Source organism: Paenibacillus sp. FSL M7-1046, assembly GCF_038007405.1.
Lineage (GTDB): Bacteria > Bacillota > Bacilli > Paenibacillales > Paenibacillaceae > Paenibacillus_AQ.
In genome coordinates, this window is sequence record NZ_JBBOXB010000001.1 from 4,009,303 (window position 1) to 4,035,176 (window position 25,874).

General features: G+C 51.6%; 18 protein-coding genes. 17 read left to right on the forward strand and 1 reads right to left on the reverse strand.

Going from position 1 to position 25,874, the window contains the following annotated elements; genetic code table 11:
• Positions 1 to 105: 105 nt before the first annotated feature.
• The 7 genes from lepA to dnaJ all read left to right on the forward strand — a co-directional run bounded on the left by lepA (position 106) and on the right by dnaJ (position 8,971).
• Positions 106 to 1,920 carry a translation elongation factor 4 gene (gene lepA / locus NYE29_RS17640; protein ID WP_038595489.1) on the forward strand — a complete coding sequence of 605 codons (1,815 nt, stop codon included), beginning with the start codon at positions 106 to 108 and terminating at the stop codon, positions 1,918 to 1,920.
• 183 nt (positions 1,921 to 2,103) lie between these two features.
• The gene (hemW, locus tag NYE29_RS17645) at positions 2,104 to 3,276 is read left to right on the forward strand and encodes a radical SAM family heme chaperone HemW (protein WP_076109120.1); all 1,173 of its coding nucleotides are present in this window, start codon (positions 2,104 to 2,106) and stop codon (positions 3,274 to 3,276) included.
• A 92-nt stretch (positions 3,277 to 3,368) separates the two neighbouring features.
• Positions 3,369 to 3,860, forward strand: coding sequence for an N-acetyltransferase (locus NYE29_RS17650; protein WP_340899750.1), 492 nt, complete (start codon positions 3,369 to 3,371; stop codon positions 3,858 to 3,860).
• Positions 3,861 to 4,115: 255 nt separating this feature from the next.
• Positions 4,116 to 5,147 (forward strand): heat-inducible transcriptional repressor HrcA, encoded by a 1,032-nt coding sequence (gene hrcA / locus NYE29_RS17655; protein ID WP_038595487.1) that lies wholly within the window; start codon positions 4,116 to 4,118, stop codon positions 5,145 to 5,147.
• Positions 5,148 to 5,196: 49 nt separating this feature from the next.
• Positions 5,197 to 5,787, forward strand: a complete 591-nt coding sequence (gene grpE / locus NYE29_RS17660; protein ID WP_256718017.1) for a nucleotide exchange factor GrpE — start codon at positions 5,197 to 5,199, stop codon at positions 5,785 to 5,787.
• 103 nt (positions 5,788 to 5,890) lie between these two features.
• Positions 5,891 to 7,726 carry a molecular chaperone DnaK gene (gene dnaK / locus NYE29_RS17665; protein ID WP_038595484.1) on the forward strand — a complete coding sequence of 612 codons (1,836 nt, stop codon included), beginning with the start codon at positions 5,891 to 5,893 and terminating at the stop codon, positions 7,724 to 7,726.
• A 120-nt stretch (positions 7,727 to 7,846) separates the two neighbouring features.
• Positions 7,847 to 8,971, forward strand: a complete 1,125-nt coding sequence (gene dnaJ, locus NYE29_RS17670; RefSeq protein WP_038595483.1) for a molecular chaperone DnaJ — start codon at positions 7,847 to 7,849, stop codon at positions 8,969 to 8,971.
• Between the two features lie 177 nt (positions 8,972 to 9,148).
• Here dnaJ and NYE29_RS17675 read toward each other — a convergent pair whose 3' ends face one another.
• Positions 9,149 to 13,702, reverse strand: a complete 4,554-nt coding sequence (locus tag NYE29_RS17675) for a S8 family serine peptidase (RefSeq protein ID WP_340896920.1) — start codon at positions 13,700 to 13,702, stop codon at positions 9,149 to 9,151.
• A gap of 273 nt (positions 13,703 to 13,975) precedes the next feature.
• On the opposite strand from NYE29_RS17675, the gene NYE29_RS17680 reads away from it, so the two are divergent.
• The 10 genes from NYE29_RS17680 (at position 13,976) to NYE29_RS17725 (ending at position 25,610) form a co-directional block, all read left to right on the forward strand.
• Positions 13,976 to 14,335: a hypothetical protein gene (locus NYE29_RS17680; RefSeq protein ID WP_038595481.1), complete on the forward strand. Its 360-nt coding sequence runs from the start codon at positions 13,976 to 13,978 to the stop codon at positions 14,333 to 14,335.
• A 40-nt stretch (positions 14,336 to 14,375) separates the two neighbouring features.
• Positions 14,376 to 14,555: a YfhD family protein gene (locus NYE29_RS17685; RefSeq protein WP_038595479.1), complete on the forward strand. Its 180-nt coding sequence runs from the start codon at positions 14,376 to 14,378 to the stop codon at positions 14,553 to 14,555.
• Positions 14,556 to 14,801: 246 nt separating this feature from the next.
• On the forward strand, positions 14,802 to 15,908 hold the full coding sequence (locus NYE29_RS17690; RefSeq protein WP_038595478.1) for a GntR family transcriptional regulator: 1,107 nt from the start codon (positions 14,802 to 14,804) through the stop codon (positions 15,906 to 15,908).
• 120 nt (positions 15,909 to 16,028) lie between these two features.
• Positions 16,029 to 18,014, forward strand: a complete 1,986-nt coding sequence (locus NYE29_RS17695) for an AraC family transcriptional regulator (RefSeq protein ID WP_340896921.1) — start codon at positions 16,029 to 16,031, stop codon at positions 18,012 to 18,014.
• A 129-nt stretch (positions 18,015 to 18,143) separates the two neighbouring features.
• A complete protein-coding gene (locus NYE29_RS17700; RefSeq protein ID WP_445322211.1) occupies positions 18,144 to 19,133 on the forward strand; it encodes a FecCD family ABC transporter permease in 990 nt (329 codons plus the stop codon).
• Positions 19,130 to 20,143 (forward strand): FecCD family ABC transporter permease, encoded by a 1,014-nt coding sequence (locus tag NYE29_RS17705; protein ID WP_340896923.1) that lies wholly within the window; start codon positions 19,130 to 19,132, stop codon positions 20,141 to 20,143. The genes NYE29_RS17700 and NYE29_RS17705 overlap by 4 nt, the downstream gene beginning before the upstream one ends.
• Positions 20,144 to 20,328: 185 nt before the next feature.
• Positions 20,329 to 21,018, forward strand: coding sequence for an L-ribulose-5-phosphate 4-epimerase (gene araD / locus NYE29_RS17710; RefSeq protein ID WP_076109115.1), 690 nt, complete (start codon positions 20,329 to 20,331; stop codon positions 21,016 to 21,018).
• Between the two features lie 27 nt (positions 21,019 to 21,045).
• The gene (locus NYE29_RS17715) at positions 21,046 to 22,719 is read left to right on the forward strand and encodes a ribulokinase (RefSeq protein ID WP_038595471.1); all 1,674 of its coding nucleotides are present in this window, start codon (positions 21,046 to 21,048) and stop codon (positions 22,717 to 22,719) included.
• A 79-nt stretch (positions 22,720 to 22,798) separates the two neighbouring features.
• On the forward strand, positions 22,799 to 24,289 hold the full coding sequence (araA, locus tag NYE29_RS17720; protein WP_076109114.1) for an L-arabinose isomerase: 1,491 nt from the start codon (positions 22,799 to 22,801) through the stop codon (positions 24,287 to 24,289).
• Between the two features lie 142 nt (positions 24,290 to 24,431).
• A complete protein-coding gene (locus tag NYE29_RS17725; RefSeq protein WP_340896924.1) occupies positions 24,432 to 25,610 on the forward strand; it encodes a sn-glycerol-1-phosphate dehydrogenase in 1,179 nt (392 codons plus the stop codon).
• The last annotated feature ends 264 nt before the right edge of the window (positions 25,611 to 25,874 follow it).

The following is a 25,874-nucleotide window of genomic DNA, read 5'->3' on the forward strand; positions in this document are numbered from 1 at the left end:
ACCGGATGTCTTTTCTTTATTTTCCTGCGGGGGACGGGATTGATGGGGGAAGCGCGTACTGTTATAATAAGTGGATTAACATTAGGCTGTCTGTGGGGGTAAGGAATGACTGACGTTCAGAAAAGACAACAACAAATCCGCAATTTCTCGATTATTGCACATATAGACCATGGTAAATCGACACTGGCTGACCGTATTCTTGAGTATACAGGTGCACTTAGCTCGCGCGAAATGCAAGAGCAGGTGCTTGACCAGATGGATCTGGAGCGCGAACGCGGGATTACAATTAAACTGCAGGCTGTGCGTCTCACCTACCGTGCTGACGACGGCCAGGATTACTTGCTCAACCTGATTGACACACCGGGACACGTCGATTTCACCTATGAGGTTTCCCGTAGCCTTGCCGCCTGTGAAGGCGCATTGCTGGTCGTGGATGCGGCGCAAGGAATTGAAGCGCAAACGCTGGCTAACGTGTATCTGGCATTGGACAACAACCTGGAGATTCTGCCGGTTATCAACAAAATCGATCTGCCAAGCGCCGACCCGGAACGGGTTAAGCAGGAGATTGAGGATGTGATCGGACTGGATGCCAGTGAAGCGGTGCTTGCTTCTGCCAAAGCCGGTATCGGTATCAAGGAAATTCTGGAGCAGGTCGTCAAACAGGTTCCTGCACCGACCGGCAACTCTGAAGAACCGCTGAAGGCATTGATCTTTGACTCTCACTATGATCCGTACAAAGGCGTTATCGTCTATGTACGTGTTATGGACGGAAAGATCCGTACCGGTTCCAAGATCAAGATGATGGCAACGGAGAAGGTATTCGAGGTTATCGAAGTCGGGGCGTTTATGCCGCGCATGACCATTGTCGATGAGCTTAACATCGGCGATGTCGGCTTTATCGTAGCCGGAATCAAACATGTAGGCGACACCCGTGTCGGGGATACGGTGACGGATGCCAAGAATCCAACCCCGGAACCGCTGCCTGGTTACCGTAAGATCAATCCGATGGTATATTGCGGTCTATATCCGATCGAAACATCGGACTACAACGACCTGCGCGAAGCGCTGGAGAAGCTCCAGCTTAATGATGCGTCGCTCAGCTTTGAGCCGGAAAGCTCAAGCGCGCTCGGTTTCGGCTTCCGCTGCGGCTTCCTCGGACTGCTGCATATGGAGATTATTCAGGAGCGGATTGAGCGTGAATTCAATCTGCCGCTGATTACGACAGCCCCGAGCGTTATTTACCGGATTATGCTGACCAACGGTGAAATGCTTCAGATCGATAATCCGTCGCATTATCCGGAAATCGGGACTATTGATTACGTGGAAGAGCCGTACGTTAAGGCCGCGATTATCGTCCCGAATGATTACGTGGGTACCGTAATGGAATTGTGCCAGAACAAACGTGGTGAATTCGTCAACATGGAGTATCTCGATTCCAATCGGGTGACGATCACTTATCAGATTCCGCTGTCCGAAATCGTATATGATTTCTTCGACCAGCTTAAGTCAGGCACGAAGGGCTATGCTTCCTTCGATTATGAAATTTCCGGCTACCGCCAGTCCAACCTGGTGAAGATGGACATTGTCCTGAACGGAGAGCAGGTCGATGCCCTGTCGTTCATCGTCCACCGCGACCGCGCGTACAACCGCGGGCGGATCATTTGCGAGAAGCTGCGCGGCATCATCCCGCGGCAAATGTTCGAGGTGCCGATTCAGGCCTCTGTCGGCACGAAGGTTGTTGCCCGTGAGACCGTTAAGGCGATGCGCAAGAACGTTCTTGCCAAATGCTACGGCGGGGACATCTCGCGTAAGCGGAAGCTGCTGGAGAAGCAGAAGGAAGGCAAGAAACGCATGAAGCAGGTCGGCAGCGTTGAGGTGCCGCAGGAAGCGTTCATGGCCGTGCTGAAGATTGACGAGTAAAACTGTCTTAACGGATATCAATGGCAAGTGATCGCTCTGCAAGGGAAGCCGTCAGGCTTCCCTTTTGTGATAAGAGAAGTAAAGATATGGGGTAAATCAAGGCCTTTCCAATATAAAGGCGTCAAGATTTCTTCACAATCAAGTCAGCTTTGCTGACGACTTTAGTATAGTAAGGAGACAGCTATGAACACAGAAAACAATGGCCGTCCCCCTGAGGCCGTATATATTCATATCCCGTTTTGCACGAACAAGTGCTTTTATTGTGATTTTAATTCCTATGTTCTGAAGGACCAGCCGGTGATGGACTATCTGCATGCCCTGGACCGGGAGATGGAACTGACGGTGAAGAACACCCCTCCGGGTGTCATCAAGACGATCTTTGTCGGCGGCGGAACACCGACGGTGCTGAAGCCGGACGAAATGGCCTATTTTCTGAAGTCAGTACGCAAGCATTTCCCGCAGTGGGATGAGAATATCGAGTTCACGATGGAGGCAAATCCCGGTACTACGGACAAGGATAAGCTAATGGTAATGAAAGAAGGCGGAGTCAACCGGGTTAGCTTTGGTGTCCAGGCTTTTCAGAATGAGCTGCTTAGCGGCATTGGACGGATTCATAATGTGGATGACGTGTACCGCAGCCTGGAAAATGCACGCGCGGTCGGACTGGATAATCTCTCTGTTGACCTGATGTTCGGATTGCCGAACCAGACGGTGGATATGCTTAGAGAAAGCATCCGCAAGGCGCTGGAGCTGGACCTGCCCCATTATTCCATCTACAGCTTGAAGGTGGAGGAGAACACGCTGTTCCACACGCTGTTTAACAAGAACAAGCTTCCGCTGCCAAGTGAAGAGGATGAGCTGGAGATGTACCTGCTGCTGATGTCAACGATGGAGGCTGCGGGCTACACGCAATATGAGATCAGCAACTTCGCCAAGCCGGGAATGGAAAGCCGCCACAATATTACGTACTGGCGCAATGAAGATTATTACGGCCTGGGCGCGGGGGCGCATGGATATGTCAAACGGCAGCGGCATATGAATATTAAGGGTGTCAATCCGTATATCGAGGCTTCGCGCAGCGGGCTGCCGCGGCTGGATTCCTTCCCGATCTCCGAACAGGAGGCGATGGAGGACTTCATGATGGTCGGTCTGCGCATGCGTGAAGGCGTGTCGGACCGGGCGTTCAAGGCTCAGTTCGGCAAATCGCTGGAGACTGTTTTTGCGGACTCGCTGCATAAAATGCTGCATGCCGGGCTGCTTGAGCAGGAGGGGGATGTCTACCGTCTGAGCAAGCAGGGAATTCTGTTCGGGAATGATGTATTTGGTGAATTTGTCGGTGCTTTGACAGAGGTTTAATTTTAAAATACCCCTTGAATTGTAATTCACTCTGTTGTATATTTATTCATATTAACAACGAGGGGTGAGTCAAAGTGCTTGTCAAAACGGAAATGATCCGCCATTCGGTTCCTGCAGGAGACCAGAAGGTGATATGCAGAAATGCTACAGTGGAGGATGTTGAGCCGCTGTTTCTAATGATTGAAGAATACGCTCAGAGCGGTATCATGCTGCCCCGTTCCAGGCAAGCGCTGGCCCACCAGATTGATCAGTTTGTGATCGCTGAAATCGGCGGCACATTTGTCGGCTGCGGATCGCTTTTCAGACTGGGTAATGATCTTGTCGAGGTTCGTTCCCTCGGTCTGCGTGATGAGGGCAAGGGCAAGGGAGTAGGCTCAATGATTCTGGAGAAGCTGACGGAAGAAGCAAGGCGTCAGGGGATTCCGAAGATTATGGCCTTGACCTACGCGGTTGATTTTTTCCTCAGAAACGGCTTCACTGTCGTAGAGAAAGAAGTCTTCCCCGAGAAGGTATGGACCGATTGCGTCAACTGCAAGAAGCAGAATGCCTGTGACGAAATCGCTGTGCTTAAGATGCTGAATTAACCGGGCCGCATGTAGCCTGCAACATAAATATAGAAGCTGATATTAAGTGCTCATTCCTGGATTGCACTGCAAGGTGTGGCAAGTGACCGGCAGACTTTCCGGGGGATTCAGGAATGAGTCGAATAATGACTGCACCCAAGATGCTGAACTGACTTGACAATGTCAAGGTCAGTTTGGTATTTTTGTATTAGTGGTTAGCACTCATCTGACCAGAGTGCTAACGAATCGGAGCCACAGCCGATAGGAGGGAATTACATGTTAACCGAACGCCAGAGAATGATACTTAACGCTATCGTTGATGATTATATATCTTCCGCTGAGCCAGTGGGCTCGCGCAGCATTTCCAAACGGGGGGATGTAGGCTACAGTCCTGCTACTATCCGCAACGAAATGGCCGACCTGGAGGATTTAGGATATCTCGAGCAGCCCCATACATCGGCAGGGAGAATTCCTTCCCATAAAGGCTACCGCTATTATGTGGATCATTTGGTGCCGTGGAATTCCGCCGAGTCGGCAGAAATGGGCACGATCCGCGCTTTTTTCGCAGAGAAGCTGAATGCGACGGAGCAGGTAATCCAACATGCGGCAATGATCCTTTCCAATATGACGAATTATACTTCCATCCTGCTGGGACCGGAGGTTTTTCATACATCATTGCGCCATTTTCAGCTGCTTCCGCTCGATGGCAACAACGCCGTGGCGATCATCGTTACAAGCACCGGACAGGTCGAGAACCGTACGGTTCAAATCCCTCCGGAGATTTCCCTCTCCGAAATGGAGAAAGTGGTTAATCTGCTGAACAGCAAGCTGGTGAACGTACCGCTCTACAAGCTGAAGAGCCAGCTCTATTCCGAGCTTGGTGAGGAAATGCAGCGCCACATCTCCCATTATGAAGAATTAATGAAAGTACTGGACACGGCGCTGGAAAGCGATCATGAACAGCGCATTTATCTCAGCGGGGCGACGAATATGCTGACCCAGCCGGAGTTCAAAGACGTCGATAAGGTCAAGAATATTCTGGATTTGCTGGAGGAAACGCCGACCCTGCTCAAAATGCTGGCCCCTGCATCCGGCGGAACCGGTATGCAGGTGAGGATTGGTACCGAGAATAAGCATGAGGCCTTCGCCAATTGCAGTCTGATTACCGCTACTTATTCGCTCGACGGCAAGGCGCTGGGAAGCATCGGCATCCTTGGCCCGACCCGGATGGAATACGCAAGAGTAATGGGCATACTGGGGATTCTGTCCCGGGATTTGACAGCGATGCTGGCACACTGGTATAAGTGAACAGAGTGTTAAAGATTAACGTGACTGATTTTAAGGAGGTGAAGACAACTTGAAAGAGGATCAAGTGCAAGATTCAAATGAAATTAAAGATCAGGCTATAAATGAGAACCAGGCAGCCGATGAAGCAGAAGCAGCACAGGAAACCGGTTCGTTTACGGGGGAAGAGACCAGCGGGGAGGCTTCGGGCAGCGGTGAAGCTGCTAAGCGCCTGCAGGATCTGGCTGAGGAGTATCAAGGGCGCGCGCTGCGTGTGCAAGCCGATTTTGACAACTTCCGCCGCCGTACGCAGAAGGAGAAGGAAGAGCTGGCGCAATACGCCACTTCCAAGCTGGTCGGTGAACTGCTTCCTGTACTGGATAATTTCGAGCGTGCACTCGCCACGGCTTCGGCAAGTACAGAATCCGAGGCCTTCGGCAAAGGTGTGAACATGATTTTCCGCCAGCTTGAAGGGGTATTGAAGTCCGAAGGACTTACAGCCATGGAAACAGTAGGACAGCCTTTTAACCCTGAATATCATCAGGCCATTATGCAGGTGGAGAGCGACGAGTACGAGGAAGGTATCGTGACGGAGGAGGTCCAGAAGGGCTATCTCCTGAAAGATAGAGTTCTTCGTCCCGCCATGGTCAAAGTCAGCATGTAGTCCTGTCTATATAGCCGGGTATCACCCTGCTGCATGATCATCATAAATAACTAACTATTATAGGAGCTAGGGCTCCATATCATTTTTGAGGAGGCACATTACAGTGAGTAAAGTTATCGGTATTGACCTTGGAACCACCAACTCTTGCGTTGCCGTTATGGAAGGCGGCGAAGCCGTCGTTATCCCGAATCCGGAAGGCGCGCGTACAACCCCTTCGGTTGTAGGCTTCAAGAAAGACGGCGAGCGCATCGTCGGCGAAACAGCGAAACGCCAGGCTATTACGAACCCTGACCGTACAATTGCTTCGATTAAACGCCACATGGGTACGAGCCACAAAGAAAGCATTGACGGCAAAGATTACTCCGCACAAGAGATTTCGGCCATGATTCTTCAGAAGCTGAAATCCGATGCAGAAGCATATCTGGGCCAGACAGTAACCCAAGCGGTTATTACAGTTCCTGCATACTTTAATGACAGTCAGCGTCAAGCTACGAAGGATGCGGGCAAGATCGCCGGTCTGGAAGTGCTGCGTATCGTCAACGAGCCGACAGCAGCGGCGCTTGCTTACGGTCTGGAGAAATCCGAAGACCAAACGATCCTCGTCTATGACCTTGGCGGCGGCACGTTCGACGTATCGATCCTTGAGCTGGGCGATGGCTTCTTCGAAGTAAAAGCAACCAGCGGTGACAACCGTCTCGGCGGTGACGATTTCGACCAGTTGGTTATGGATTACCTCGTAGCAGAATTCAAGAAAGAGCAAGGGATTGACCTGAGCAAGGACAAAGCTGCTGTACAACGTCTGAAGGATGCTGCGGAAAAAGCGAAAAAAGAGCTTTCCGGCGTACTGACAACTACAGTATCACTTCCGTTCATCACTGTCGTTGACGGAGTTCCTCAGCACTTGGAGATCAACCTGACCCGTGCTAAATTCGATGAGCTGACTGCCAGCCTGGTAGAACGTACACTGGGACCTACCCGCCAAGCGCTGAACGATGCTGGCATGACTCCGGCTGATCTTAACCGTATCGTATTGGTCGGCGGTTCCACACGTATTCCTGCTGTACAGGATGCCATCAAGAAGCTTACCGGCAAAGACCCGCACAAAGGCGTTAACCCGGATGAAGTAGTAGCCCTCGGTGCTGCTGTTCAAGCTGGCGTATTGACCGGTGATGTGAAAGACGTTGTACTGCTCGACGTAACTCCACTGTCCCTCGGTATTGAAACTGCGGGCGGCGTGTTCACGAAGATGATCGAGCGCAACACTACGATTCCTACAAGTAAATCGCAAGTGTTCTCGACCTTTGCTGATAACCAGCCGAGCGTAGAAATTCACGTCCTGCAAGGCGAACGCCAAATGGCGAACGGCAACAAGACGCTGGGCCGCTTTATGCTGAACGAGATTCCACCGGCACCGCGCGGCGTACCGCAAATCGAAGTAACCTTCGATATTGACGCCAACGGTATCGTAAATGTATCCGCAACAGATAAAGGCACGAACAAGAGCCAGAAGATCACGATCACTTCCTCCAGCGGCCTGAGCGACGCGGAAGTTGAACAAATGATGAAGGATGCCGAACTGCACGCTGAGGAAGACCGTAAGCGTAAAGAACTGGTGGAAGCCAAGAACTCCGCTGACCAGCTCGTGTATTCCACAGATAAAGTGATCAAAGACCTCGGCGACAAAGTGGATGCTTCCGAAGTTGAGAAAGCAAACGAAGCCAAGGATAAGCTCAAAGCGGCACTGGAAACTGACAACCTGGAAGAAATCAATGCAGCTACAGAAGCGCTGACAGAGATCGTACAGCAGCTGTCCGTGAAGTTGTATGAGCAGGCTGCACAAGCTGAACAGGGTGCTGAAGGTGCTCCAGAGGGTGCGAAGAAAGACAATGTTGTTGATGCCGATTACGAGGTTGTTGACGACGAGAAGAATCAAGGGTAACCTTAAACGATAAATGTATTTCTGTAAGAAGGGAAGGTCAAAACCGGGGCATCCCGTGTTTTGGCTTTCCTTTTAACATGTTACAGGGATTATGGAAATTGATGTACGGAGGTGAAAGCAGTGGCAGACAAACGCGATTATTATGAGGTTCTGGGCCTCGGTAGAGATGCTTCAGACGAAGAAGTGAAAAAAGCGTACCGCAAGATGGCGCGTCAGTATCATCCGGACGTTAACAAAGCCAGTGACGCCGAGGCGAAATTCAAGGAAGTGAAGGAAGCCTATGACGTGCTGAGCGACGGCCAGCAACGGGCGCGTTATGACCAGTATGGTCATATTGATCCTAACCAGGGAATGGGCGGCGGCTTCGGCGGAGGTGGAGATTTCGGCGGACTCGGCGACATCTTTGATATGTTCTTCGGCGGCGGAGGCGGACGGCGTGATCCGAATGCTCCGCAGCGCGGCGGCGATTTGCAATACACGATGACCATTGAATTCAAGGAAGCGGTATTCGGTAAAGAAACCGACATTACCATTCCACGCACGGAGTCCTGTGATACCTGCTTCGGCTCCGGGGCTAAACCCGGCACCAAACCGGAGACCTGTTCCGTATGCCACGGCAGCGGCCAGCAGGAATTCGTGCAGAATACACCGCTGGGACAAATGCGCAACCGCCGTCCCTGCTCCCATTGCAGCGGTACAGGCAAGATCATCAAGGAAAAATGTACGACTTGCGGAGGTCAAGGCAAGGTCAAGAAGCAGCGTAAGATTCATGTGCGCATTCCGGCCGGTGTCGATGACGGCGCACAATTGCGCATGACCGGAGAAGGCGAAGGCGGCACACGCGGCGGCCCTGCCGGCGATTTGTACATTGTCATCCGCGTGAAGACCCATGATTTCTTCGTGCGTGAGAATGATGACATCATGTGCGAGGTTCCGCTTACGTTCGCTCAGGCAGCGCTTGGCGACGAGATCGAGATTCCTACTTTGACGGAAAAAGTAAAGCTTAAGATTCCTGCCGGAACACAGACCGGCACCTTCTTCCGTCTGAAGGGCAAAGGCGTGCCACGCCTGCGCGGCAACGGAACAGGAGACCAGCATGTCCGTGTCATCGTAGTCACTCCAAGTAAGCTAAGTGAAGAGCAGAAGGATCTGCTCCGCCAGTTCGCTTCTTACAATGGAGAGAACACACATGAGCAGGAGCAATCCTTCTTTGACCGTGTGAAACGTGCATTCCGCGGGGACTGATTTATTCACCTATGATAACCTTAATAGCCCCCTGTTTCCGCTGTGCGGAGGCTAGGGGGCTATTTTATTGTAATGGATGAAGTGCTTGAGACTTCACTTGACACACAAAAACGGCTGCACCCCCTTAAGTTTCAGGATGGTGCAGCCGTTTTTGTGATTTTTTAGTGAATGGTGATCTTAAGAGCGCAGATCCTCAAGCACGCGTTGCAGAATGGATGCTGCTTGCGCACGGGTCAGGGTGCCTCCAGGATTGAAGGTGTTGGCCCCCACTCCTTTCAGGTAGCCCTTGTCTACCGCGAAGGAGATTGCACCCTTGGCGGCGCCTGAGATCTTGCCTGTGTCCTTGAAGGTTAAGGCAGTGCTGGAAGTACTGTCTGCACCTACAGCTTCCGCAACGATGATTGCAGCTTCTTCACGAGTCAATACCTCACGAGATCCGCTCTCCTTGCTGCGGGACGACCAGGTATCTCCCTTGCCGAGCAAGCGGTCGAAGAGTGTCAACAGTTCGGCCCGGCTCAAGGTATCGGATGGCTTGAAACTGCCATCAGTGCCTTTGCCGGCTACGATACCGTGAGCGGCCAGAATTTCAATATCTTCCTTGGCCCAGTGTGCGCCGATATCTTTGAAGCTTGTATTGCGTACGGCAGCGCTGTAGGTACCATCACCGGTAATGGTAAATTGCAGCACCCCTTCTTTAGGAAGTGTGCCTGCCTGCAGATAAGCCCATTTTCCGTCAGCGTTTTGCTGATAGACCGCTGTCTTGCGGACATCCTTCAGGCCGTCTTTATTGAGGGCAAGCTGTAGAATGACCGGTTTTCCGGTAGTCCAGCCATTTTTGAGAATCAGAGTAGCAGAGCTCAGGTCAATGGCTGTGGTGCTTCCTGCCAGGGTACCCGTATCGGCACCTTCGGCAAGACCAAGGCTCAGAGTAAGCCCGCTGCCGGAAATGAAGTCGGGAAGTGTAGCTGCCGGAACGAGCAGCGTAAATCCAGTACCTGTGAGACTTAGCGCTTTGGCTGAAGACTTAAGCTTCTCAGCCTGAACTGCGGTAAGGGTAAAGCTCACTTGACCATATTTCGCAAAATCCACATCGCCGAGATCAAGCGAAACCGCTGTTTTTGATGCGTTTTGCAGGGCGGCAGTCAAAGCCGCCTCGGAAATGCTAAGCACAGCCGTCGGCTTGCCGCCAGCAGGATCAGCCTTTTCTACCAACTGCCCGGACTTAAGCGATGTGCCGGCAACCGGAGCCGGTGTGGAGGCAGGTGAGCCAGGATTAGCTGGTGAGCCCGGATTGGTTGGTGTTTCGGGATTCGTTGGATTTGTTGGATTTGTTGGTGTCTCCGGGTTAGTCGGTGTTTCCGGATCGGTTGGTTTAACCGGATCGTTAACGGTCACCGTCACTGTAGAATAGCTTGACGGAACGTTATCCTGTTTCTTCTCATTCCAGGTGAGCAAATCATTCAGCTCAAAGGAATAGATCCCTGCAGTCTTAGGAGTGAAGGTGAACTGTACCAATGAGCCGGTACCACTATATGCTCCTCCCTCTAATTGAACTGCATAAGATGTCAACTTCAGTCCGTCGGCAGACGGGGTAGTCGTATCCGTTTGTAATAATGGAACCCCCGGGAACTTTTGCTCCTGGTACGTAGCGAGCTGTACGCTCGGTGTAATTAGCGGTGCAGCAAGCTTTTCATCGTAGACGATGTTGACTCCGGCGCCGTTCACACCATAGACCGCATCCGTTGCCGAGAAATACACATCTACCGTAACCGTTTGACCAGTTTCGATGGTCTGTGCAGAGAGTTTAGGAGCAACAAGAACACCGCCATTGGTGTTGTATACCAGATGCTGGCTGTAATCCTCTTCGGCAGCACCATTGCCCAGGGCATCGGTCACATAAACAATGTAATCATTAACGCCTTCACTGACTGGCACATCAATTTCGAAATAACCGTCAGGGGCGATAGCTCCTGGGTATGCTGCTACTTCTCCGTTTTCATCTTCGGCAAGTGCATACACGCTGAAGAGAGAAGACACAGGTCTGGAGGTGGAAATCAGATCGGCCAAAAGGTCGGAGTCAATGGTTGCACTAATATTGGCCACTCGTGCATCATCAGGCGACTCCTGCTCGTATTCCTCAACTGCATATCCGGAAGAGAGCGGCTTCTCAGTATCTATTGTGAATGGAATGGCTTGATCGGTAAGCCAAATGTTGCCTTGCAGAACAGGCGTGATATTGTAGTGCCCATCCGGCAGCACACTTACTTTAGAGGTTGCAGGATCTGTTACCGTTCCGCCCCAATCCAGGAATTCGTGCGCTCCCCGGTAGATGGTCCCTTGGGCGGAATACACATCACCGATTACCGTAGCCGGTGCATCTTGGGCCGTTACGGCAAACCGGATATTCGGCAGATCTTTGTTCACCGAGAAGTAGAAGCCTGTCTTATCGAACAGTCCGTCTCCATTTGGTGAAATTTCGGCATCATCCAGGCTGAGCTGGTTTACTGGATCCAGATTAAATTTGTCGCCTACCAGAACGTTGAGCGGGAGACGCAGAACCTCGGTTCCGGAGGTAAGCTTCAGAATGCCTTCATAGGCTCCGTCCTGTGCTGTTGCGGAAACGCCCAGCACAACGGGAATATAACTGCTGTCTCCGCTTCCGGAGGTAATGACATTAGGTGCTGTGGACACCGAGATGTCACTAGGCTTGCTGGTCAGCCATTCAAGAGAAAGACTATAGCTCTTTCCGCTGTCCTTGAAGTTTTCTACATAGACGGCTTTCGTCACGCTTGCACCCTTCGGCTGCAGGCCGAAGGACAGGGAACCCGCATAGTATGGAATTTCGGCAGAGCCTGGAAGGCCGCTGTAAAAAATCTCTCCTACCTTGGCGATAGAGCCTGCATTAACTGATTTCACCAGATTGATTAAACCTGCTCCTTGCTGATAGAGGGAATAAGAGCTGCCGCCCCGGGCGAATATAGGATCAGCATTATTCATCAGCAGTGATTTGATCTGGTCCGGTGCAAGATCCGGGTATTTGCCCAATAACAGGGCAACAGCTCCGACCACATGCGGAGTTGCCATACTTGTTCCTTGCTTCAGACCGAAGGCGTTATCATACGTCTCGTCCGTGCTCTCCCAAATAGGTACGGTGGAATTAATGCTTACACCGGGAGCAACTACATCCGGCTTCAGCAAATAGTCTGGCAGTCCGGGGCCGGTAGAGCTGAAATCGGCCAGCTGATTCTTTTCCGCTACGGGAACATAGCTGATTGAATTTCTGCTCGCGTTCAGCTCATCCTTGATCTTTTTGCCATTCTCCTGATTGATGCCGAAAGTAGGAATATAGTCTCCGGGTGCTCCTAAAGTGGCGTTCAATTCACCGGTGGTATTGTTGGCAATCAATAGAACCTTGGCACCGGCAGCTTTGGCATTCAGCGATTTCGCGCCGAAGTTGATCTGTCCGCGGTCCACTAGTACTGCCTTGCCGGTAACATCGACATTTGCGAAGTCAGCCTCAGTGCCCAGGCCGGCATAAACGATCGTCAAGTCCGAGATGTCTTCAGTCAATTCCGGGGAGTATGTGGAAATCAGTCCAGGGATATCTTTGAGATTACCAATATCAAAAAAAGGAATGGTGACCGGAATAGTGGAGGCGCCGACCGTAAGCGCCAGTTGTGCGCCGCCAGGGGAGCCGAGCGTCGATTCGTCCGGACCGGCGTTACCGGCAGCAATAATGACATCTACACCGGATTTCACGGCATTGTCAATCGCAATCGAATCGGCAGAATAACTTTGGTTCATGCTTGAGCCCAGTGAAAGGTTGATGACATCCGCACCGTCCTGAACGGCGCGTTCGATGCCGGCGATGACATCTGCTGTTGTGCCGCTGCCATATGGACCAAGCACACGATACACATATAAATCCGCTTCAGGCGCTATATCGAGAATGGTGCCCGATACATGTGTGCCATGGGAGGTATCATAAGAGCTGGTGCCCTTGGGCGGTTTGGTGGGGTCAGGCTCTGTTTCGTATGGATCGTTATCCTTATCCACCGCATCATAGCCGCCCTTATAATTATCCTTCAGGAGCGGGTGCTTATAATCAATACCGGTATCAACAACGGCAACCTGAACGCCTTTGCCGGTGTAACCCTGCTCATGAAGCTTGTCTGCTCCAATCAGTTCTCCGGTATCAGAGTAGCTGCGAGTTGCCGGAAGAGTGGCAGTGTCAGTGCTGTCTGCAAGCGCGTGGACTTCATCATTCGGATAGATAGCCGCCACTCCAGGCAGCTTGAGCAGTTTGTCGACCTGATTACCCGGCAAAGTCACTGAATAACCGTTAAATATGTCGCTGTATTCATTTTCAATAGCAGCTCCGAGCTGTCTTGCTGCCGTTTTGAAAGAGTTGTGTTCGGTAAGGATTTTGCTTCGTTGAGAGGTGGAGGAACGCGCAGCCGAGGTTTTGGCTTCACTCTCGTATACATTGACCGGCTTATGGGTCAGTTCAACAATCACTGTAACAGGAGCTGATCCGGTATTTACTCCCGCATAATTTTGCGGGATCACCTTCTGGGCCTGTTCTAGGGTTGTTTGGGCAGATAGCCCTGAGGATGACTCAAGGGATGAGTTCGCAAAGGCGGAAACAGGAAACAATAGAGAAGCGGCCAAGCTGAAACTTGCTGCGCCAATACCAAATCTTTGAATAGAATGCTTTAATGGTTGTTTCAAAATAGCTTCATCCTCCCAAACATGAATTTAACTGCCGAGTGATTGCTGTCCTCCTTCTAAAAAATGGAATATAAATGAAAATTACATTTATTCTACAGGTTTAATCCGAAATAGAATATAGCACTTTTGTACCATATTACGGTGAAGTTGGACCCGCATTTAAATTCCAGCCGGATAGTAGAATAAATAGCAGCAGAAGCATAAAATAGGCTTGCCTGAGACAACCTAACCAAGCATCCAGTGATATAAATTAAAGGCGAGAGCAGGGATATAATGTCGGAGAGATCTATATTAGCCTACTTCAAGGCTCCCGAGGAAGCCGAGGGCGTCTCCCGCAAGCTTCAGGCGCTGCGCGTCAGCGAGCTGTCCATTGACCGTTTCAGCAGATTTGGCGGAAACGGGCTGCAGGCAAGCGTGAATCCGGTGACCGGCAATCTGGCAAGTATGGATTCCATGACCTCTGTCAGCCCGCACACAGGTATTTTGTCTGCAGCGCATACAAGCGGCAGCGGCATGAGCCACGGCGGTGACGGCGGACCGACAGGCCGGAATATTTTGCTGACAGTTATCGTGGACCAGAATTCCTATAACCAGGCATTGACCATAATTGAAGAGGCCGGCGGAATGGTCTAAGTTTTGACACATCAATACAAATCAGGAGGATGGACAACCGATGGATAGAGAAAACTCAAAGATCTTCTCTAAAACAGACAAGCAGAAGATGCTCTACGAAGCGAAATTGGAAGATGTGGAGTTCTCGGCGGCGGAAGCGGATCAGGATGATCTGGAGGCGCTTGAGCGGTCACAGGAAGCCGATAAACGTCAGCTGCACGAAATTATGAAGAAGGAATAGCTGACAGGGGTACAGTACGAAGCGTATTAAATGAAGCGGAAGGAATGGCCAAAGCTGCTACATCGGGATGCCCCACCAGTGTGGGGCATTTTTGCGCGAACCGGCAGGATGCCGGAATCCGCTTGTTAAATCAAATGGATAAAAGGGAGGATGAAGATTCAAAAAAGTAAAGACTTAACATGTACATACAAGTGGCTTATGTTATAATGACTTGTATTACTCTATATAAGTAGCCTGAGGTGTACCATGACGGATAAACCGATACCGAAATATATGCAGCTAAAGGGTGAACTGCTGTCCTGGATGGAGTCCGGGCGGCTGAAGCCGGATGACCAGATCCCATCCGAGAATGAAATTGCCGTACAATTCGGGATGAGCCGACAGACGGTTCGCCAAGCGCTTGGCCAACTGGAGAAGGAAGGCTGGCTGTACCGCCTGCAAGGGAAGGGAACCTTTGTTGCCCGGCAGGAAACGCGGCCGCTGCAGACCAGCAGCATGATTGGCATGATGACGACACATATTTCCGATTATATCTTTCCTCATCTTGTACGCGGCGCAGAAGCGCAGCTTCGCGGCAGCGGATACAGCATGATGTTGTCGAGCACCGACAATGACAAGAATAAGGAGCGGGAGAACCTGGAGATGCTGTTGGGCCAGCCGTTCAAGGGACTGATTATTGAGCCGACCAAAAGCGCACAGGGCAATCCTAATCTGCCGCTGTTTCTGGCGCTTGAAATCCACCGTATTCCGTTCATTATGATCAATGAGCGGTATCCCGAGCTGCATTGTCCCTGTCTGAAGCTGGATGACGAAGCAGGGGGATTTATGGCTGCGGAGCATCTGATTGAGCTGGGCCACCGGGAGATTGCCGGGTTTTTCAAGACAGACGATCTCCAGGGAGCCAACCGGTTAAAGGGGTTTACACGGGCGCTGCACAAACACCGCCTTCCCCTGGGAGCGGACACTGTGACCCATTATACGAGCGAACAGAAGCATAGCGTGCCTTATGAAGCGGCATTAAAAATGCTGCAGGGACGCCAGCGGCCTACAGCCTTCGTCTGCTACAATGACGAGCTGGCAGTGCTGCTGCTGGAGGCCGCGCGCCAGACGGGATTAAGCGTGCCCGACGATCTGTCGATTATCGGCTTCGACGATTCAACGCTGGCGACGGCGACAGAAGTGAAGCTGACCACCCTTAAACATCCGAAAGAGCTTATGGGTATAGAGGCAGCCAATATGCTGATTGACATGATTGAGCGTAAAAGTGCGGAGCCGCCGAAGGACAGGATTTATAAGCCGGAGCTTGTTCTGAGAAGCTCAACGAAACGGCTGGAACAGTTAGACCGCAGTTGAATAACAGTAACGGAAGTCCGCACAGGGTGCGGGCTTTTTTCGCGTTTAAGTTATCTGGAATTTAAGGAATATATGTGTGCGGGTTGTTGTTGAGAATGGTTATCACTATAATGGTTTAAAATGACTATATCAAAGGAAGTGCCGGAATCAATGGAATGGAATGAACATCTGCTGGTGTGGAACCATGCGTCCGTCAAAGTGATGGATGTTCGCCGGGTGAGAATAGAGGCAGGGGAAGAACTGTATTCTTACCGCCTGCCAGCCAGCGCTTTTATCTATGTCATTGAAGGAGAAGCGAGGGTTTGTCTTGAAGGAACGTTCCTTGCGGTCAGCGGTTCTTATGCTCTTCATGGAGGCAAGGGCATGCGGTTAGACATCGTGGTGGAAAGCGGAGCGAGTTTCGAATACTATCTGATACTATACAAAGCCGTGATTCCTGTGCCCGGGAGGAACGATATCCGGCAAATTATGGAGCGCAGCAACCCCTTTCAGCGGCAGTATGGGGTGCAGGCCACCCACAAACTGATGCTGTTCAACACGGCCCGGGAGATGGAAACCGTATGGAAGTCCAATGAAGGACTGGGGCGCTTGTACGTAAAGTCGCTGCTCTACAGGTTCGTTTATGAACTGCTGAAGCATCTGCAGCTTACGGAGCATACCGCGGCCAAGACGGATATGGCTGAGCAGGCCAAACGTTATATCCTTGAACAATACAGACACTCAGTCACACTGAAAAGCACTGCTCAAGCTCTCGGGTGCAGCCAGGGGCATTTATCCAAGCTGTTTAAGAATAAGGTGGGTGAGAGTCCCATGCGTTTCTTAACACGTGTAAGGGTAGAGAAAGCGTCGCAGCTGCTGCTCAAAACAGAAGCGAATCTGCAGGGGATTGCCGAAAGTGTGGGTTATCCGGATGGTTATACGCTCAGCCGCAGCTTCAAAAAGCATATGGGTATCTCGCCCTCCAAGTATAGATCAGAAGGACTTCAGACAGCCGTAAATGAAGATATGCCATCCCCAGAGCAAGGATATGCCATTCAAATGGATGAGTTTTGGTCTTATATTGATAATGATTATCATAATCAACGAGTGGAAGGGGATCATTTTCAGATGAGACAAAAGAAAAAAACAATGGCCGCCACAGCGATGCTGTGTATGGCCTTGCTGCTTAGCGCCTGCTCAGGTGGTACAAATGCTACAGGAAATACAGGAACTGGAGGGAACGCACAGGAGGGGGCCGGAAGCGGCGGAGCTGCTACTTCTGCACCTGAGGATGTGGCAGACACCGGAACACGGACAATAACCACTGTACTTGGTGATGTAGAAGTGCCTGCGAATCCGCGGCGTGTGCTGGTCCAATACTTGATGGGTGATGTGATTGCTCTGGGTGTGCAGCCCGTTGGGATTTCAGAGGCGTATGATGGTGCGGCTTTTAAGGAAGAGGTCAAGGAAAGCACCGATCTGGGGCACTGGGCTGAGTGGGACATGGAAGCCGTCATGAAGCTGGACCCTGATCTGATTATCACGGCTGGTGAGGAGCAGGCCAAAGAGATGTCCAAAATCGCTCCGGCTATCTATGTGCCTTACGGGGAGATTACCCAGGAAGAAAGAGTAAGGCTGATCGGACAAGCACTCAATAAAGAGAAGGAAGCCGAGCAGGTGCTTGCGGATTATGATAAGAATGTAAAAGAATCTGCCCAGAAGCTGCTTGATGCCGGCTTTGGTGATAAAACGATTTCTGTATTTGAAGGCGGTAATGATTCCATGACAGTCATGGGCAAGTTGTTCGGAGCAGGCAGGATTGTCTACGATGTGCTCTCACTGAAAGCGCCAAAAGGTGTGCAAACGGGAATTATCGATAAGAACACTTATTCTGAATCGGTATCCCTCGAGGTGCTTCCCGAATATGCAGGGGACTATATCATTCGCAATACCTATGATGGCATGGATGATTTGAGCCAAAATCAGGTATGGAGCTCTCTGCCGGCTATCCAGAATCATCATCTGATCGAGATGGAATTCGGCTTAAGCTATTATACCGACATTTATTCCGCTAAGGCGCAGGTTAACTTTATTGTAAATGCACTGCTGGATTCTCCGCAGTCATAACAGCTTGGCCCACAGGCTTCGGCCGGTGGGCTCTTAACTTTGAAGCTGTGAGAGATAGCAAATTACTGATGAAGGACGAAGGGTATGATGAAAGATGTGGAAACAGATACATATGGAAAAAAAAGGGGAATGCCCTTTTCACTGCTGATGGCCGCAGGATTCTTGGCGCTCGTGCTGGTTGTGGCTGCTTCCATTTCCTTCGGATCTGCTGATATGCAGCTGAATACAGCTTGGGCGGCGATTTTTAATTTCGATCCCGCTAAAACGGAGCACCAGATCATTCACAACCTGCGGTTTCCACGCACAATTGCGGATGTTATCGTCGGCTGCAGCCTGGCGATGACAGGAGCGATTATGCAGGGTACTACCAGAAATCCTCTGGCCGATTCGGGACTGATGGGCATCAGCTCTGGTGCGGGACTGGCAATGGCGCTTTGCATGGCTTTTTTGCCGGACCGTACTTATGCACAGACTATGCTATATGCCTGTCTTGGGGCAGGTGCAGCAACCGGGCTGACCTATGGAGTCGCTTCTTTAAGCAAAAGGGGGATGACCCCGCAGCGGCTTGTACTGGCGGGAATGTCGGTATCCATGCTGTTTGCCGCGTTTAGCAGCTTTGTCGCCATTAAATACAACATCGGACAGGCCCTTGCGTTTTGGACGGCCGGAGGGACAGCCAGTACCACCTGGAAAGAGCTAAGCATTATCTCGCCGCTGTTTGCCGTCGGCGTGCTGGCTGCTATTGCTTTGGCCCCTTCGGTTACGCTGCTAAGTCTGGGAGATGATGTTGCGTCCGGGTTGGGGCTGCCAACCGGGAGGATCAAGGGTATTTCCACACTTATTGTGCTGGTGCTGACCGGATTGTCGGTTTTGATCGTCGGCCCCATCAGCTTCGTGGGCCTGATTATCCCGCATGTAGTCCGCTATATGGCGGGTGTGGATTACCGTTACATTATTCCGCTGTCCGGGCTTTACGGAGCGACCTTCATGGTGGGGGCTGATTTGTTCGGCCGGCTCATTAACCGCCCAAATGAAACGCCTGTAGGGATTATTTTTGCAATCATCGGCGTTCCCGTTTTCCTCTATCTGTCACGCCGGCAAAAGGGGGAATTAGGATGAAGCAGCGTGCTTATACCGTTTCCTGGGGAATTGGTTTATGCCTTCTACTAGTAGTACTGGTCATTCTGATTGTGGTGATAGGAATGAATTCGGGCCAAATGAACCTGTCTCCCATGGAGGTGCTGCGTGTACTGCTGCTGAAAGGAACAGACAAGCAGAATCTGATTGTCTTCGAATTCAGGCTCCCGCGGATCGTGCTTTGTATACTGGTTGGCATAGGAATGGGCGTTGCTGGGTCTATCATGCAAAGTTTGCTGAGAAACGACATGGCTAGTCCGGGAACGCTGGGTATCAGTTCCGGGTCCGGGCTGTTTGTGCTCATCTATATCGCGATTTTCTCTGTTAAAGGTGTTTCCTCGGCGATTGCGCTGCCGGTGCTGGCTTTTATCGGAGGCATGACTGCAGCGGTACTGATCTTCTTGCTGTCTTACCGCCGGGGCCGGGAGATATCCCCCACTGGATTAATCCTTACGGGGGTAGCCATGTCAAGCGGCTATGGAGCGCTGTCTCTGATGATTACACTCCGGCTGGATCATACTCAGTTCGAATTTGCCCAGCGCTGGATGGCGGGCAGCCTCTGGGGTGATGACTGGAAATATATTTCGGTGTTGGCCCCATGGACAGTGCTGCTGGTGGGTTATGCGGTTTACAAGTCGCGGGTTCTAAATACACTCAATCTTGGCAATGAGACAGCGACGGGCTTAGGGCTTGCGGTAAAACCGGAATTTCTTGGACTTACTCTGGCTTCAGTGGCGCTCTCCTCCGGAAGTGTGGCCCTGGGCGGCAATTTTTTCTTTGTCGGTCTGATTAGCCCCCATCTGGCGCGCAGGCTGGTTGGCCCGAACCACAAGCTTCTCCTCCCGGCTTCGGCGCTGACCGGGACGCTGGTGGTACTTATTGCGGACACAATTACCCGCACGGTCAGTTTCGGAACAGATATACCGACCGGCATCATCATCACTATGCTGAGTACACCTTATTTTTTGTATTTGCTGGCCAGGTCAGAATAAACAATGGGAGATGCGGGTAGACAGGCTTCTATCATCCGACACTAGGATGATGAAGTCTGTTTTTTATTTGTATGTACCTATTCTCCATTTTATTAAAAAACTATAGATTAATTGTACGTACAAGTGTATAATGAGGTGGCAAAGCAAAAGAACGATCATACCTAAGACCATAGGGAGGATTACGAATGTTGGAGCAATTGAAACAAGAGGTACTGGAAGCCAATCTTGACCTGCCCCGTTACAACTTGGTAACGTTTACATGGGGGAATGTCAGCGGCATTGACCGGGAAAAGGGACTGGTGGTTATTAAGCCGAGCGGTGTGGAGTATGACAAGCTGCGCCGGGACGACATGGTTGTGCTTGATCTGGAAGGCAATATTGTTGAAGGCAGCTACCGTCCTTCTTCTGATACAGCTACTCATTTGGTGCTATACAAGGCATTTCCGAACATCGGCGGCATTGTCCATACCCATTCACCATGGGCAACCGGCTGGGCACAGGCAGGCAGAGGCATTCCGGCGCTTGGAACCACCCATGCCGATTATTACTACGGTGAAGTTCCCTGCACCCGCCCGATGACAGACGAGGAAATCAAAGGTGCGTATGAGCTGGAGACCGGTAATGTGATCGTGGAGACATTCAAGGATCTGAATCCGGACATGATTCCGGGTGTGCTTGTACATTGCCATGCTCCCTTCAACTGGGGGAAGGATCCGCATAATGCGGTTCATAACGCTGTAGTCCTTGAGGAAGTTGCGAAGATGGCAACACAGACCTTCCAGCTGAACCCGAATGTGCAGCCAATGAGCCAGACGCTGCTCGACCGTCACTTCCTGCGCAAGCATGGAGCAAATGCGTATTACGGCCAAAGCTAATTACTATATATAAAGGAGAATTCGTACATGAGTAAAAAATATGCAATCGGCGTCGACTACGGAACCCAATCCGGACGCGCTGTGCTGGTAGATCTGGCCGACGGAACGGAAGTCGCGGATCATGTAACGCCTTATCCGCATCACGTGATTGACGAGATTCTGCCGGGAACCGGCAAAAAACTGGAATATGACTGGGCGCTCCAGCATCCGGCAGACTACATTGAAGTATTGAAGCGTTCGGTGCCAGAGGTAATCCGTGAGTCCGGCATAGATCCTGCGGATGTCGTGGGTCTTGGCATAGATTTTACCGCTTGTACGATGCTTCCAGTTAATGAACAAGGACAGCCGCTTTGCCTGCTTCCTGAATATCAGGAGAACCCGCATAGCTGGACGAAGCTGTGGAAGCATCATGCCGCACAGCATGAAGCGAATGAAATCAACCGCATCGCTGCTGAACGCGGTGAGAAATGGCTTCCGCGCTACGGCGGCAAAATCTCCTCCGAATGGATGATGGCCAAGGTCTGGCAAATCCTGGACGAAGCGCCTGAAATCTATGATGCGGCTGATCAGTTCCTGGAAGCTACCGACTGGGTGATCTCGCAAATGACCGGCAACATTGTACGCAACAGCTGCACGGCCGGTTATAAGGCCATCTGGCATAAAGCGGACGGATATCCGGACAAGGAGTTCTTCAAAGCGCTTGATCCGCGCCTCGAGAACCTGACCGAAACGAAGCTGCGCGGGGATATCGTTCCCCTGGGAACGAAAGCCGGGGAACTGACTGCCGAAATGGCTCAGCAAATCGGCCTTGTGGCAGGTACGGCCGTGGCCGTCGGCAACGTCGATGCGCATGCCGCTGTACCCGCTGTAGGTGTAGTTACCCCGGGCAAACTGGTAATGTCCATGGGTACCTCAATCTGCCATATGGTGCTGGGTGATACCGAACGAGAAGTTGAAGGCATGTGTGGTGTGGTGGAAGACGGAATCATTCCGGGATATTACGGGTATGAGGCTGGACAATCCGCTGTTGGCGATATTTTTGAATGGTACGTGGAAGAAGCGGTCCCTGCCTATGCGAAAGAAGCTGCGGCGGAAGAAGGCGTAAACATCCATACTTGGCTGGAAGCACGGGCTGCGGCCTACAAGCCGGGCCAAACCGGACTTCTCGCACTGGACTGGTGGAACGGCAACCGCTCCGTACTTGTGGATACCAACCTGACCGGACTGCTGCTTGGCTGCACGCTGCTGACCAAACCGGAAGAAATTTACCGCACGCTGCTTGAAGCTACAGCTTTCGGCACACGCAAGATCGTGGATGCATTCCACGGAAACGGTGTAGCCGTTGATGTACTGTATGCCTGCGGCGGACTTCCGCAAAAGAACCGCCTGCTGATGCAGATATACGCTGACGTTACCAACCGGGAAATTAAAGTGGCAGCAAGCAAGCAGACGCCTGCGCTCGGCGCGGCAATGTTCGGAGCAGTTGCAGCCGGTGCTCAAAAAGGCGGTTACGATTCTATCGTAGAAGCGGCAGAAAAAATGGCCCGTATCCGCGAAGAATCCTATGTTCCAATTCCGGAAAACGTAGCAGTCTACGAAAAGCTGTATCAGGAATATTCCAGACTGCATGACTATTTCGGCCGCGGCGAGAACAATGTCATGAAGCATCTTAAGGCGATTAAAGAGGATGTTACGGAATAGTATGTTGATACATTCGAAGTCAGTTTGGTAATAAATCATTCAGTGAAGTTATGTACACAACACATTAGGAGGTAATTACATGTTATCCATTAAACCTTATCAATTCTGGTTCGTAACCGGAAGTCAGCATTTGTATGGCCCTGAAACGATCGAGGAAGTAGCGGAGCACTCCCGCCAAATTACCGCAGGCCTTAACTCGGACGACGCGGTTCCTTTTGAAATAGTATTCAAACCGGTTCTGACTACAGCGGACGAAATCCGCAAGCTGGCAATTGCTGCGAACAGCGATGAGAACTGCGGAGGGATCATCACCTGGATGCACACCTTCTCCCCGGCCAAAATGTGGATCGCCGGTTTGTCGCAGCTCCGCAAGCCTTTGCTGCACCTGGCAACCCAATTTAACCGTGATATTCCATGGGATTCCATCGACATGGATTTCATGAACACAAACCAGTCGGCACACGGCGACCGCGAGTACGGATTTATTGGCGCACGCATGGGCATTGCCCGCAAAGTGGTTGTCGGTTACTGGGAAGACAGTGAAGTTAGAGGCCGCATCGGCGGCTGGATGAACACCGCTGCTGCCTTCAATGAGAGCCAAACGCTGAAGGTTGCCAGATTCGGCGACAACATGCGCTCGGTGGCTGTAACCGAAGGTGATAAGGTAGAAGCACAAATCAAGCTGGGCTGGACCGTTGACGGCTATGGTGTAGGCGACCTCGTGGAACGTGTGGATGCCGTTACCGAAGCACAGATCGACGATTTGATGGCAGAATACGCGAAGGCGTATGACTTTGCCCAAGGCGGAGAACAGGATGGACCTGTGCGTGAATCCATCCGTTACCAGGCCCGTATTGAGCTGGGGATGAAAGCTTTCCTGGAAGAAGGCGGATATACAGCTTTCATTACTACTTTTGAAGATCTGCACGGACTCAAGCAGCTTCCGGGTCTTGCTGTACAGCGCCTGATGGAGCAGGGCTACGGCTTTGCCGGAGAAGGCGACTGGAAGACAGCGGCGCTTGTCCGCCTGATGAAGATTATCGCCGGCAACAAAGGCACCTCCTTCATGGAAGATTACACGTATCACCTTGATCCGGCCAATGAGCTGGTGCTTGGATCGCACATGCTGGAGGTCTGCCCGACCATTGCTGTCGACAAGCCGAAGCTTGAAGTGCACCCGCTCGGTATCGGCGGCAAAGAGGATCCGGCCCGCATGGTCTTCAACGGACGTTCCGGTGCAGCGCTGAATGCCTCGATCATCGACATGGGTAACCGTTTCCGCCTGCTTGTGAACGAAGTGGAAGGCGTTGAGCCTACCGAAGCTATGCCGAACCTGCCGGTTGCCCGTGTATTGTGGAAAGTGCAGCCAAGCCTGAAGGCAGGCGTGGAAGCCTGGATTCTGGCCGGCGGCGCGCATCATACCGGATTCTCGTATGTGGTGACTACAGAGCAACTGATTGATTTCGCCGAAATGGTTGGCATCGAATGTGTAGTCATCGACAAAGATACCAATACACGATCCTTCCGCAATGAACTGCGCCTGAACGATATCGCCTGGAAGCTGCTTTAGTTCTCTCTATATTCGTGTGATGACAAGAAACGGGTACCGCGCTCGATAAGAGTGCGGTACGTCCGTTTCTTCCTGTATATTGGACATCTGATAAAATGTATAAGGAAGGCTTTGCTAACAAAACTTTTAGGAGGAAATCGATATGAGCAGCATACTGGATAATATAAAGGCAGCCGCAGCTGAAATAGAAGGAGGGGCAGCTTTTGCTCTTCCGCAGGTTATTCATGTAGAACCGGGTGCCCTGCAGCAGGTCATTCCTTATGTGGCCGCACAGGGCTGGGAACGGCCGGTGCTTGTGGCAGATGAACATACACTGAAAGTAGCGGGAGCAAGTCTGGAGCTGGCGTGCAGGGAAGCCGGGATTTCGGTCCACACCACCTTGGTGCTGCCCAATGCGCAGGGCGATGTTATTGCAGATGAAGCCTCTGTGGTGCAGGTGCTGTTGGATATTCAAAAAGTTAAAGCAGATTCCGTCATCGTGGCAGGCTCGGGCACACTGCATGATGTGGCGCGTTATGCGGCTTATACAGCAGCCATTCCCTTTGTGTCGGTCCCAACGGCTCCTTCGGTAGACGGCTTCACCTCGAACGGCTCGCCGCTGATTATCCGCGGCAACAAGATAACGATTCCTGCGGCCGGTCCAGTCGCTATCTTCGCCGATACAGAGCTGCTGCGCAAGGCGCCGGCTCCCATGGTGGCGGCAGGATTTGGCGATATGCTGGGCAAATACACCTCGTTGTTCGACTGGAAATTCGGCCGCCTGACGGCTGACGAGCCGTATGCTCCGGCAGTTGCCGCCATTACCGAAAAGGCGCTGTTGGCCTGCGTAAATCATGCAGAGGAGATCGGAAATCATACCGAACTGGGAATCCGTGTACTGACCGAAGCGCTGATTGAATCCGGTCTGGCGATCCTGCTGTTTGGGCAATCCCATTCGGCATCCGGTGCAGAACATCATCTGTCCCATTATTGGGAGATGGAGTACATCCGCACCGGACGCAGACAGCTGCTGCATGGCGCCAAGGTAGGTGTGGCCTGTGCGGAAATTTCCGCGCTGTACCATGAGCTGGCGGATACGCAGGGTTTGGCGGACAAGGAAAAGTGGGCTCAGGTGCTTAAGGAAATCAGCGGACTTCCTTCACCGGAAATGTTGCGCGGCCTGTTGCACACTGTACATGGACCCTCTACCTTGGAAGAGCTTGGTGTGGATGCTGATCTGCTGCGCCGCAGTCTGCAGGAAGCGCATTTCACCCGGATGAACCGTCATACCCTGTTGCGGGCGCGCAATGAAGGCAAGATTGCGGGAGCTGCTGCAGAATAGACAGGCGGTGCTGAAGAATCTGGAGCAGATACTAACCTTCTGAAGATTTAAGTAAAACTTTAGGAGGACTTAATACTGTTTTAAGCTTGGGACTGTATATTAGACACATACCCCCTTATTACATACCTTGACCCCGCCAGCTGCTGGCGGGGCCCTTTTTTTTTGTATACGCACAATAAATGGAGGCGCAGAACGGATTCCGGGAGCGGGAAACTTTCATTTTATAGGGTTCCATTCATAGGATTACACCTCCCTAAACGGCGT